The sequence below is a fragment of the Acidimicrobiales bacterium genome, assembly GCA_040219515.1.
Lineage (GTDB): Bacteria > Actinomycetota > Acidimicrobiia > Acidimicrobiales > Aldehydirespiratoraceae > JAJRXC01.
Genome location: JAVJSI010000009.1, coordinates 177,101 through 189,059 on the forward strand (window position 1 = coordinate 177,101; position 11,959 = coordinate 189,059).

Here is an 11,959-nt window from a genome sequence, read left to right on the forward strand (position 1 = left end):
CGTCAGCGGGATTCGGCGGCCCGGCGGATGACGTCGTCGATCCACCACTGGGGGGCGTTGTCGTAGATGTTGCCGATGTGGCTGTAGTCGTGCCAGCGACAGATCTTGCCGTCACGCAGCTGGGTGACCGAGACGAACGAGTGGTCGATCTGCTCGCCGGTGTGGAAGTGCCATTGCTCGGTGTGTTCGGTCATCACGAGATCGCCCTCGGCGATCATGTTCGTGCCCGGCAGATGGCGGTAGTCCGACAACGATTCGAGGCCGATCCTGAGGCGGGCGATGACGCCGTCGGGGCCGATACCGGGACTTCCACCCACGCCGACGTCGGTGTACTCCGCGTCGTCGGTGAGCAGCAGCTTCATCGCCTCCCAGTCACGGTCGGCCAGGGCATCCCAGTACCGCTGGACGATTGCCTTGTTCTCCTCGGTACCGCTCATGGTTTGTTCTCCTCGATCGGCTCCCGAACCTAGCAATGGCGCCTGCCGGCGGGCCAAAGCGCCTCCCACCCGATGGCCGGGCCATGATGGGGACATGGAGTCCGCCACCGACCTCGACGACCTGGCCGAAAACGAGCAGGTCCTCGGGTTCCTCCTCGCCATCCACGGCGGCGTCCACCTGATCGGCGCGGTGATGAGCTGGCGCCTCTTCGAGGTCCGTCGTTTCGTCTACGAGGACCTCTGGCCGACCCCCGGTACCGCGCCGGGCTACCTCGCCGGCGTGATCTGGGGTCTTGCTGCGGTGTGGGTCGGTGTCGCCGGCATCCGACTGGCGGCGCGGCGTCCGGTCAGCAGAGCACAGGTGGCCGGCGGCCTGACGTTGTCGCTCGCCATCACCTCGACCTCGGTTCCGGCCACGTTGCCGGGCGCCACGATCAGCGCCGCGATGCTGCTGGCGATGGGCGTGCTCGCGCTTCGCCGACGCCGCGTCAGTCGTCGGTAGCGGGCACCACGACCACCGGGCACGGCGCGTGGTTGACCACCGCGCTCGTCACCGAGCCGAGCACGAGTCCGACGAATCCGCCGCGGCCGCGTGAGCCGAGAACGAGAAGATCTCCCTGGCCACCCGCCTCGATGAGCACCCCCGAGGCGTGGCCTTGCACCACGCGAGCCTCCACGCGTTGCGGGTGGGCCTCGGCTTCGGCGAGTACTTCGGTGATGATCGCATCAGCGGTCTTGCGGGCACCCTCTTCGAAGACGGCCGGATCGAGAAACGCCGAGTCGAAGCCACCGGCCACCGGCAGCTGCCATACGTGGACCGCAACCAGCTTGTCCTCGGCCGCGGCGTGATCGATCGCCCAGCGAAGCGCTCGCCGGGCGTTGGGAGAATCGTCGATTCCGACAACAATCGTTTCCATCGACTGATCGTTGCAGGTCCCGGGCCGGTCACCAAGGACGAACGTCCCGTTTGTCGGGACGAACGTCCCGTTTGTCGGGCCGAACGTCCCGTTTCTCAGGCCTCGGTCACCAGCCCTTTCGACACGAATCCGCTGGGCCCGACCTGCTTGGTCCCGCGGAGGGTGATGCGCTCCATCAGTCGGTGGTAGTTGCCCGGGACGTCGGCCGGAGCGAGGTGGGCAGTGGCCCGGTTGTCCCAGAAGGCCACGCTGCCGGGCTCCCAGTTGAAACGCACGGTGAACTCGTGGCTGGTCATGTGCTCGTAGAGGCAGGCGAGGATGTGGGCGCTCTCCTGTCGCGAGAGTTCGACGATGTGACTCGTGAAGTCGGGGTTGACGTAGATGACCGGTTCGTCGGTCTCGGGATGCACGGAGACGACGGGATGCACGGCACGGAGTTTCTTCGACTCGAACGAGATCATCAGCGGCGTCGGCTCGCCCCGCACGAGGTGGAGCACGTTGTGGTGCACCGCAGTCAGCCCGTCGATGAGGGTACGGAGGGGCTCGGACAGCGTGCGGTAGGCCGCGGCCAGGTTGGTCCACTCGGTGTCGGCGCCGTAGGGCGGCACGTCGATCGCCCGCAGGATCGATGCCATGGGCGGCGACTCGACATAGGTGACATCGGTGTGCCAGCGATGCTGAAGCCGCGACTCGTCGTCACCGCCCGACGCGTCCTTCTCGATCAGCAGGATCTCGGGATTCTCCGGGAACTTCGAGAGCAGGGTGGGGTGGGCGCGAGGCACCTCGCCGAACCGCTTGCCGAAGGCGACATGGCTGTCGCGGTCGAGGTCCTGCCCGCGAAAGAAGACGACCTTCCACTCGAGCAGCGCAGCCCGGATCGCCGCGACCTCGGCGTCGGTGAGGTCGCCACCGATGTCGACACCGCGGATCTCGGCCCCGATGTGCTGCGAGAGCGGCACGATCTCCACTGCGCTGTTCTCGAGGGTGGTGTCGGTTGTCGTCGTGTTCATCGTGATCTCCAGATCCTGCTACTGACCGGCTCGACCGGCCGCTTGCATCGCTGTCACCATCTGCTCGGGGTCATAGGGCGCGGCGGCCCCGGGACGATAGGTCACCGATTTGAGCTCGCCGCGGTACGGGAACGGGCCGTGGGTCTCGAACACGCTCCAGATCACCGGCGAACGCCGGTCGATGCCCACATCGATGCCTTGGAACGGCGCGAAGCCGATCAGCATCGGCACGGCGAGCGTTGCCGCCTCGGTCCCGTCGACGCGCAGGGTGAAATCCCACGCGAACCACTCCCCCGCGGCTGCGTGCAGCTCGATCGTGCGGGCACCCGCCGGCAGTGGGCCGGCATCGACGATCGTCACGTCGCCGTAGTGGTTGTAGCCGAAGCGGAGCGTCCCCTCCTCGACGTACAACGAGTAGCCACCGCCCTGATCGCCATGGGCGACGAGCACACCCTCGCCGCCGGCGGGGTGGTCGACGTCGACGACCACGGTGAAATCCCGGAACGCGATGAGCTTCTGTGAGCGGTAACGCTCGAGGGTCGGGGTGCCGGGCAGGATCCGCACGTCTTCGCAGAACCGCGCGTCGTCGGGACGGCGCAGCACCTGCAACAGACCGGTGCCGTCGTCGAGCGGGAAGACCAGGTTCTCCCCTGCGGCCTCCTCCCAGCCGTCGGCGAGTTCGCGCACTTTGTCGGGGCGTTCCGCCGCCAGATCGATCGTCTCGGTGGGATCGGCGACGATGTCGTAGAGCTCCCACTCCTCGTCGTCGTAGGGCGCGCCTCGCGCGTGCAGGGCCACGAGCTTCCAGCCGTCGCGGTAGAAGCTGCGATTGCCGAAGCACTCCGAGTACTGCTCGAGATGGGTGCTGTCGGATGCTCCGGCGGTGACGGCGTCGGCGAAGGTGACACCGTCACGGTCCTCGAGCGCGGGCAGCCCGGCCAGATCGAGGATCGTCGGCAGGAGATCGGTCACGTACTGGTACTGCGGGCGCAGACTCCCCCGATCGCCTTCCGGAATGCCGGCCGGCCACGAGACGATCATCGGCACCCGAACCCCGCCGGCATGGGTCGAGGTCTTGTAGAGCCGGAAGGGCGTGTTCGACGCCATCCCCCACCCGCGGGGGTAGTGCACGAGCGTCTGAGGACCGCCGATGAGGTCGGGGTCGCGGGCGACGTCGAGATCCCAGCCGGTCATGCGGGAGAAGCCACCGAACTGCTTGAAGTAGCTGCGCGAGCCGGTGGGCCCGCCCTCCTCGGTGCCGCCGTTGTCAGAGGTGAAGATCACCACGGTGTTGTCGAGGTCGCCGAGCTCCTCGATGGTCTCTAGCAGGCGGCCGAGGTTCTGGTCGACGTTGTCGACCATCGCCGCATAGACCTCCATGTAGCGGGCGAAGCGGGCCCGCTCCTCGTCGGTGTGATCGTCCCACGGCTGCACCTCGTGTCCGGCTTCGTGGTTGCGCGGCGACATCGGCGTGTCGGGGGGAAAGAGACCCTTTTCGATCTGGCGCCCGAACCGCTGCTCGCGGATGGCGTCCCAACCCTCGTCGTAGTTGCCCCGATGGCGGGCCATGTCGTCGGCCTTGGCGTGGAGTGGTCCGTGGACGGCGCCGTGGGCCATGTAGAGGAAGAACGGCCGGTCGGCGTCGTGGGCCCGCAGGCTCTTGAGGTAGGAGATCGCCTCGTCGGTGATGTCGTCGGTGAAGTAGTAGTCGTCGGGGTACGAGTCGAGGTCGACGGGTGAGTTGTCGCGGATCAGCCGGTGGGGGTGATGGAGGTTGGTCCATCCCTCGAGCACCCCGTAGAAGCGGTCGAATCCGCGCTGCACGGGCCATGAGTCGCGCGGCGCGCCGTCGTGCATGGCCGAGTCGCGGGTGAGATGCCACTTGCCCACGGCGTAGGTCGCGTAGCCCGACGCCCGAAGGGCTTCGGGCAGCGTCTGGATCTCGGGGCTGATCTCCATCGTCCAGCCAGGGAAGCCGGGATCGAAGTTGGCCACTGCACCGAACCCGACCCGGTGCGGGTTCATGCCGGTCTGGATCGCGGCCCGAGACGGCGAGCACAGCGGCGTGGTGTGGTAGTTCGTGAACTGAAGGCCGCCGGCCGCGAGCCGGTCGAGCGTCGGCGTGGAGATCTCGGACCCGTACGGCCCGGTGTCGCTGAAACCCATGTCGTCGAGCAGCACCATCACCACGTTCGGCGCCGACGGCGCGGGCAGGTTCGCGGGCGGCCACCACGGGGTCGACTCCCCCGCCGTGCGGCCCACGGTGCCGCCGAACTCCCGGGGCGTGGTCATGGCTTGATCGGGCGATGGCCCCAGAAACTGGGCCGGGTGATCTGGTAGGTGCCGACCGTCGACGGATCCTCGACCCGGGCGCCGCCCCAGCCCACCTCGACCATGAAGCCGTCCGGGGTCTGGCAGTAGAACGAGATCATGTGGTCGTTGGTGTGCCGTCCGAGGCTCATGATCACCGGCACACCATTGTCGACGCAGCGATCCTGGGCCCGACCGACGTCGTCGATCGTGGCTGCCTCGACCATGAAGTGGCGCAGCAGCCCGTCGGACGGGAAGCCGGCGGCGAAGGCCAGGGTGTGGTGGCGGGGATTGCAGCCGAGGAACGCCATCGCCATGTCACCCAGGTGCCAGGTGTTGCGGGCGTGGAAACCGAGGACGTCGCGATAGAAGTCGATCGCCGAGTCGAAGTCGGGAACGCTGACCACCACATGGCCGAGGCCCATGTCACCGGTGACGAAGCCCGACATGCGCGGGGTCACCAGCGGCACGTGATCGAGAATCGGTCCGTAGAACAGCTCGACCGGGGCGCCGGCGAGATCCACGAACGAGGCGAATCCGCTCACGAGTCGGGCGGCAGCCTCGTCCGCCGAGCCGTGGGTGACCTCGAGCCCGGCGGCTTCGAGGACGGCAACCACCGACGCCAGGTCGCGGTCGTCGCCGACCTCGTAACCGATGGCGATCACACCGACCTCGTCGCCGGGCTCGAGCACGAGCCGGTAGGGGTAGTCGTCCCATCGGTAGTACTGGGCGGACTCGTCGGGCCCGGATGCCGGCATCAGACCCAGCACGTCGCCGGCGAACGTGGGCCAGGCGTCGGGGTTCGGCGTGCGCAGGTGCAGATACCCGAGCGAGAGAATGGACATGGGAGACCTCCGGGGCCGTGCGCCGAAGCGCAACCTACGGGATAGCGCAGGAACGGGCCGACCGCCCGTACCGCTGGGTGGAACCGGTCACGGACGGCGGAACCGGTCGTTCCAGATCGCCTCGGCCGTGCGCTGCACCTGCGGGGCCACGGCGTGCAGGTCGATGCGGTCGACGGGCCCCGTCACCGACACGGCGGCGATGGCACGACCGGAGCTGCGCAACGGCGCAGCCACACAGGCCAGGCCCTTGTACGCCTCCTGATGGTCGTATGCGAGCCCGGACTCGGCGATGCGTTTGAGCTCGTTCCGCAACCCGCCGGCGGTCAGGGTCTGATCGGTGCGGGCGGGCCAGTCCTGGGCCAGGACCTCGGCCGCGGTCTCGGGGTCGAAGGCCAACATTACCTTGCCCAACGCGGTGCAGTGGGCCGGCTGGCGGCCTCCTTCGCGGGTCGGAAGGGGAAAGTCGCCCTTCACGATGCGTTCGAGATAGACGACCTCGGTGCCGTCGAGCATCCCCAGCTGTACCGCGAAGCCGGTGGCCACCGACAGCGCTTGGAGGTGGGGATAGGCCGACTCGGACAGGCGGCGCCGGCGAGTGGCGAGTCCGCCGATCTCGAACAACCGCATACCGACCCGGTAGCCGTCGAAGTCGCGTTCGAGCCAACCCATCTGGTCGAGCTGGGTGACCATCCGGTGCACGGTCGACTTCGGGATCTCGGTGCGCTCGGTGAGTTCGTGGAGGGTGAGCACACTGTCGGAGTCGTGAAACGCGCCGATGATGCGGTCGATGCGGCCGAGCACGGACCGGTCGTCCGTGTCGTCGCCCTTGCTCATGCCGCGGACTCCGCCTGGAGCTCGGCGGCGATGTCGATGATCTGGTCCTCCTGCCCCCCGATCAGCTTGCGTTCCCCACAGCGCATGAGGATCTCGGCCCCCGACACGTCGTAGCGCTCGGCCGCCCGATAGGCGTGGCGCAGGAAGCTCGAGTACACGCCGGCGTAGCCCATGATCAGGCTCATCCGGTCGAGCACACACTCGCCGTCCATCACAGGGCGCACCACGTCTTCGGCCACGTCGAACATGCGCAGTGTGTCGATGCCGGTGCGCACACCGAGTCGGTCGAGCACCGCGGCGAGTGCCTCGGTGGGGGTGTTGCCCGAGCCGGCGCCGAAGGCCCTGGTGCAGGCATCGACCTGCACGGCACCGGCCCTGATGGCGAGCACCGTGTTGGCGACGCCGAGCGAGAGGTTCTGGTGGCCGTGGAAGCCCACCTGGGCGTCGGGGCCCAACTCGGCCACGAGGGCGGCCACGCGCTCGGCTGCCTCGTCGAGGATCATGGCCCCGGCGGAATCGACCACGTAGACACACTGGCAACCCGCATCGACCATGATCCGCGCCTGCGAGGCCAGCGCATCGGGCGCCTGGCCGTGGGACATCATCAGGAAGCCGACGGTCTCCATGCCGATCTCGCGGGCGATGCCGAAGTGCTGGATGGAGATGTCGGCCTCGGTGCAGTGGGTGGCGATGCGCACGACGGATACGCCGATGTCGTGGGCGGCCCGGATGTCGTCGATCGTGCCCACGCCGGGCAGCATCAGCGAGGCGATACGGGCCCGGCCGGCGGCCGCCTCGACGGCTGCGGCCATCAGCTTGCGCTCGTCGACCGCGGAGAACCCGTAGTTGAACGACGACCCGGCGAGCCCGTCGCCGTGGCTCACCTCGATCACCGGCACGCCGGCCGACGACAGTCCGTCGACCACGGCGGCGATGTGGGCCTCGGTGAACTGATGACCTTTGGCGTGGGAACCGTCGCGCAGTGACGAGTCGGTGACGCGCACGTCGAGCGAATCGGAGTAGGTCATGCCGGCTCCTTCGTGGCGGCGGTGCGGGCCATCTCGTTGCCGACCTCGGCCGCGGCCGCGGTCATGATGTCGAGGTTGCCGGCGTAGGGCGGCAGGAAATCGCCGGCCCCCTCCACCTCGATGAAGATCGCCACGCGTCCTCGCCCGTCCGGCGTGAACTCACGATCGAACTGGGGTGGCAGCCGGAGCCGGTAGCCGGGCACGTACTGCTGCACCAGGGCCACGATCTCGTCGACCGATGCGGCCACTGCGGCCTCGTCGGCATCGGCCTCGAGTGAGCAGAAGATCGTGTCGCGCATGATGAGCGGCGGCTCGGCCGGGTTCATGATCACGATGGCCTTGCCCCGGCCGGCCCCGCCGACCACCTCGACAGCCGATGCCGTGGTGCGGGTGAACTCGTCGATGTTGTTGCGGGTGCCGGGGCCGGCCGACACCGAGGCCACCGTGGCCACGATCTCCGCATAGGCGACCGGCGTCACTCTCGAGACGGCGTGGACCATCGGGATCGTGGCCTGACCGCCGCAGGTGACCATGTTGACGTTGGGGACATGGAGGTTGTCGGTGAGGTTCACCGACGGCACGACATAGGGGCCGAGCGCCGCGGGGGTGAGGTCGACGGCCCGGATGCCGGCGTCGGCGTAGCGCGGGGCGTTTGCCGCGTGGACGGAGGCGGAGGTGGCCTCGAACACCACGTCGGGCAGCTCGCGCTGGGCGAGCAACCAGTCGACACCACCGGCCGACGCCTCGACCCCCATCGAGCGGGCCCGGGCCAGTCCCTCGCTCTCGGGATCGATACCGATCATGTAGCGGGGCTCGATCAGCTCGGACCGCTGGAGCTTGCACAGCAGGTCGGTGCCGATGTTGCCCGAACCGACGATGGCGGCGACGAGCGATTTCATGCGGGGTTCTCCTCGGTGAAGACGGCGCGGACCGAGCCGAGGCCGGTGATCGTGGCTTCGTAGGTGGCGCCCGGGCGGACGGGCACGAGCGCACCGAGGCTGCCCGACAGCACGATCTCGCCGGCCTCGAGCGGCTCGCCCCGACCGGCGACCTCGTTGGCCAGCCAGACGACGGCGTTGACGGGGTGACCGAGACAGGCCGCCCCGGTCCCCGAGCTCACGACGACGTCGTCGCAGACGATCGTCATCTCGGCATCTCGCAGGTCGCCGATGTCGCGCAGCGACCGGGGTGCGCCGCCCACGACGAACACGCCCGAGGAGGCGTTGTCGGCGACCGTGTCGAAGATGGTGATGTCCCAGTTCTCGATGCGGCTGGCGCAGACCTCGATGGCGGGAAGGACGAAGTCGACGGCCTGCAGCACCTCGGCCGTGGTGACGGCGTGAGCGGGGAGATCGCGCCCGAGGACGAACGCCACCTCGGCCTCGATGCGGGGCTGGAGGAGCTGGTCGAACGCGATGGGTTCGGCATCGCCGAAGGCCATGTCGGCGAACAGCACCCCGAAGTCGGGGGTGTGTACGCCGAACACGTCCTGCACGGCGGCGGACGTGAGTCCGATCTTGCGACCGATGCGCCGACGACCGGCGGATGTGCGGTCGCGCACGAGTTGTTGCACCTCGTAGCCGTCGTCGAGTCCACCGTCGGGATACAGCTCGCGCAACGGAGGGCACGGCGTGGCGCGATGGTGGGCGTCGATGAGCCGCGCCGCGGCGGCGTCGAGTGCGGTGGCCCGGTCGGTGTCGTCGCCGCTAGCCAAGATCGCGCGAGAGATAGGCGAGGACGGTGCTCTCGAACTCGTCCTTGCGTTCGATCATCGACCAGTGGCCGCAGTCGTGGAACACGTGGAGTTCGCAGTTGCGGATCATCCGCATCGGGGCGATCGCCCCGTCGAGGGGGGTGACCCGATCGTCGCGACCCCAGGTGATCAGCGTGGGGGCCTGGATCTGGCGGAGCATGCCGAACATCGCGGTGTTGTCGAGCATCATCGTGCGGAGGATGTCGAGCATCTCGCGGCTGTAGATCTGCTTGATGCCCTCCATGGCGGCCGGGTCGTTGGCGGCTTGCCACCGCATCTCGACGAACTCGTCGGTGAGGATCGACTGGTCGTAGACCATCGACCGCATCCACTGCACGAGCAGCTCGCGGGTGGGGTTCTCGACGAACTCGACCAGGCGGGTGATGCCCTCCGACGGCAGCGCGCTGAAGAAGGGCACGCCGACGCCACCGATGGTGACGAGCCGGGTGATCCGATCGGGATGCGCCGCGGCCACCCGAGCGGCGACACCGCCGCCGAGCGAATTGCCGAGCAGGGCCACCTTCTCGAGACCGAGACCGTCGAGGAAACGAATGACCGCGTCGGGCGCGTCGAGCGGCGGGCTGGCGGTGGCGTGGCTGGTGCCGAAGCCGGGCATGTCGAGGGCGAGACAGCGGAAGTGCTCGCCGAACGTCTCGAGGTTGCCGGCGAAGTTCGCCCATGCGCTCACGCCCGGCCCCGATCCGTGGAGCATCACGAAGGGCGGACCCTCGCCGTGATCGTGGTAATGGAGGTCGCCCTGTTCGGTGGCGAGGGTGCGGCTCGTGGCGGCCGCGGTGATCTCGGTCATCGGTGCGTCTCTCGTTCAGATCGTCATGGCCGAGGGGCCCGACGGCTTGAAGCCCATCAGCGCGCCGGCGGCGTCGTCATAGATCGGGCCGGCGACGAAGATGCCGTGCTGGAGACCGGCGTGCATGCCCCGCCAGAAGCGTTGCAGCGGCTTGTCGAGACGGATGGCGTTGCCACCGCAGACGGTGAAGATCTCGTCGGCGGCCTTGGCCGCCCGCCAGGCGACCCGCACCTGATCACGCCGACAGGCGACGCGCTGGGGCATCGAGATCTCGTGGCCCGCGCTGAGGGCGTCGAACATCTCGCCCACGTTGTGCACGAGCTGCACTCGGGCGCTGCGGATCTCGGAGGCGGCTTCGCCGATGACGATGCGGGAATAGGTGTCGGAGGCCTGGCTGACACCGAGGGCGCTGGTGCGGCCCATCTGGTACTCGACCGCGTGCTTGAGCACTCCTTCGGCGATGCCGACCAGACCGGCCGACACAGCGCACGGGAACATGGTCGACCAGGGCAGCCGGTAGAGCGGCTGGGTGCGGCCGGCTTCGGTCGGTGCCTCACCCGACATGACCTTGAACAGGTCGAGGGTGCGGTAGGCGGGCACGAACTGGTCGCGGATGACGATGTCCTTGCTGCCGGTGCCGTCGAGGCCGATGACGTTCCAGGAATCCTCGACGATCTCGTAGTCGGCGCGGGGCAACATCACGTGGAGCATCGCAATCGGCGAGCCGTTGTCGCCGGGCACGGACGCACCGAGCACGACCCAGTCACAGTGATCGGTGCCCGAGGAGAACTTCCAGTGGCCGTTGACCGTGTAGCCGCCGTCGACGGGCGTCGCGGTGCCGCTCGGGGCGTAGGGCGACGCGACCCAGGTGTCGGGGTCGTCGCCCCAGACTTCTTCCTGGAGGCGCCGGTCGTTGAACGCGAGCTCCCAGGGGTGGACACCGACGACGCCGGACACCCAGCCCGACGACGGGCACCAGTTGCCGACGTCCATCACCGCGTTGAGAAAGTCGCGGGGGTCGGCCTCGTAGCCACCGAAATCGGCGGGCTGGAGCATGCGGATGATGCCCGCGTCCTTGAGCCGTTTGGCGGCCTCGTCGGGAAGACGGCCGAGCTGATCGCCCGACCCCGACAGATCGGCGAGAAACGGCCCCGCCTCCTCGATCTTGGTGAAGACTTCGTGCGTCACAGTGCTGCTCCCGAAACGTGAAACCGGCTCCCCCGACTGTACGCGTGACCGTCGACACCCACCGCACCCCCCTCTCACCCAGTGGGATCCACCCCAGTTGGGACGTTGGGGTCAGACCCCCGTCCCAACTGGCGCCGTCGCGGCCCGAGGATCAGCTCGCGTGGTCGTACACCCGCAGGAACTCGTCGATCTGCAGTTGGAACAACTCGTCGGCGGCAGCTCGGTCGGGCTCGGGAACGAACGACCAGTACACCATCTCGAGCAAGAACGAATCGACCTGCGCCACGTAGGTCAGGTTCACCGAGTCCAGACGGTCATTGAGCGAGGCGGTGTACGTCGTCGTGATGACGGCAGTCTCGCCCGCACCTTCGAACGTGGCGGACTCGCCGACGAGGGCCCGCTCGTAGCCGGAGGCGTAGGTGGTGAGCGCACACGAGGCCGGTGTGTCGTTCCACGCGGCGAGCGCGGCCGCAGCGGCCTCGCTCGAGTCGGTCCAGGTGAGGCGATAGTCGACGCCGACCGCCTCGGTGTCGTTGCGAAGGCGCGTGACTTCGCCGTTCTCCTCACGATCGTCGTCGGGCGTGCAGGCCACATCGGGTTCGCGATAGTCGGCCGCCGGGTTCGGGGATCCCGCAGTGAACCCCGTCGGTGCGTCGTTCACCGACACCGAGGCCTCGGCCAGCGCCCGGCTGTAGCCCAGTTGCGCGGGCCCACGCAGCGTCGCCGCCCATGCGGCCTCGTCGTCACCGCTCTGCGTCTCCGTATCGGCGCCCTCGTCCACGTCAATGTCGGCGCCTGGCATGGGCGCCGCTGCACCGTCACCGTCATC

Annotated in this window: 13 protein-coding genes; 1 reads left to right on the forward strand and 12 read right to left on the reverse strand. The window is 68.5% G+C overall.

Annotated features, from left to right (window positions below; translation table 11 throughout):
- Positions 1 to 2: 2 nt before the first annotated feature.
- The gene (locus RIB98_07500) at positions 3 to 437 is read right to left on the reverse strand and encodes a nuclear transport factor 2 family protein (GenBank protein MEQ8840810.1); all 435 of its coding nucleotides are present in this window, start codon (positions 435 to 437) and stop codon (positions 3 to 5) included.
- A 94-nt stretch (positions 438 to 531) separates the two neighbouring features.
- On the opposite strand from RIB98_07500, the gene RIB98_07505 reads away from it, so the two are divergent.
- A complete protein-coding gene (locus RIB98_07505) occupies positions 532 to 939 on the forward strand; it encodes a hypothetical protein (GenBank protein ID MEQ8840811.1) in 408 nt (135 codons plus the stop codon).
- Here RIB98_07505 and RIB98_07510 read toward each other — a convergent pair.
- The 11 genes from RIB98_07510 to RIB98_07560 form a co-directional block, all read right to left on the reverse strand.
- Positions 926 to 1,354 carry a universal stress protein gene (locus RIB98_07510; protein MEQ8840812.1) on the reverse strand — a complete coding sequence of 143 codons (429 nt, stop codon included), beginning with the start codon at positions 1,352 to 1,354 and terminating at the stop codon, positions 926 to 928. The genes RIB98_07505 and RIB98_07510 overlap by 14 nt on opposite strands.
- Before the next feature lie 95 nt (positions 1,355 to 1,449).
- Positions 1,450 to 2,364: a TauD/TfdA family dioxygenase gene (locus RIB98_07515; protein ID MEQ8840813.1), complete on the reverse strand. Its 915-nt coding sequence runs from the start codon at positions 2,362 to 2,364 to the stop codon at positions 1,450 to 1,452.
- An 18-nt stretch (positions 2,365 to 2,382) separates the two neighbouring features.
- Positions 2,383 to 4,656 (reverse strand): arylsulfatase, encoded by a 2,274-nt coding sequence (locus RIB98_07520; GenBank protein MEQ8840814.1) that lies wholly within the window; start codon positions 4,654 to 4,656, stop codon positions 2,383 to 2,385.
- Complete coding sequence (locus RIB98_07525) at positions 4,653 to 5,519, reverse strand: VOC family protein (protein ID MEQ8840815.1); 867 nt, start codon at positions 5,517 to 5,519, stop codon at positions 4,653 to 4,655. Before RIB98_07525 ends, RIB98_07520 begins: the two co-directional genes overlap by 4 nt.
- A gap of 87 nt (positions 5,520 to 5,606) precedes the next feature.
- Positions 5,607 to 6,353 carry an IclR family transcriptional regulator gene (locus RIB98_07530; protein MEQ8840816.1) on the reverse strand — a complete coding sequence of 249 codons (747 nt, stop codon included), beginning with the start codon at positions 6,351 to 6,353 and terminating at the stop codon, positions 5,607 to 5,609.
- Entirely contained in the window at positions 6,350 to 7,381 is a 1,032-nt protein-coding gene (gene dmpG / locus RIB98_07535) for a 4-hydroxy-2-oxovalerate aldolase (protein ID MEQ8840817.1), read from the reverse strand. The genes RIB98_07530 and dmpG overlap by 4 nt, the downstream gene beginning before the upstream one ends.
- Positions 7,378 to 8,280: an acetaldehyde dehydrogenase (acetylating) gene (locus tag RIB98_07540; GenBank protein ID MEQ8840818.1), complete on the reverse strand. Its 903-nt coding sequence runs from the start codon at positions 8,278 to 8,280 to the stop codon at positions 7,378 to 7,380. Before RIB98_07540 ends, dmpG begins: the two co-directional genes overlap by 4 nt.
- Positions 8,277 to 9,095, reverse strand: a complete 819-nt coding sequence (locus tag RIB98_07545) for a fumarylacetoacetate hydrolase family protein (protein MEQ8840819.1) — start codon at positions 9,093 to 9,095, stop codon at positions 8,277 to 8,279. The genes RIB98_07540 and RIB98_07545 overlap by 4 nt, the downstream gene beginning before the upstream one ends.
- Positions 9,088 to 9,942, reverse strand: coding sequence for an alpha/beta fold hydrolase (locus tag RIB98_07550; GenBank protein ID MEQ8840820.1), 855 nt, complete (start codon positions 9,940 to 9,942; stop codon positions 9,088 to 9,090). The genes RIB98_07545 and RIB98_07550 overlap by 8 nt, the downstream gene beginning before the upstream one ends.
- A 15-nt stretch (positions 9,943 to 9,957) precedes the next feature.
- Positions 9,958 to 11,130: a hypothetical protein gene (locus RIB98_07555; GenBank protein MEQ8840821.1), complete on the reverse strand. Its 1,173-nt coding sequence runs from the start codon at positions 11,128 to 11,130 to the stop codon at positions 9,958 to 9,960.
- Between the two features lie 151 nt (positions 11,131 to 11,281).
- Positions 11,282 to 11,932: a hypothetical protein gene (locus tag RIB98_07560; protein MEQ8840822.1), complete on the reverse strand. Its 651-nt coding sequence runs from the start codon at positions 11,930 to 11,932 to the stop codon at positions 11,282 to 11,284.
- Positions 11,933 to 11,959 lie beyond the last annotated feature (27 nt).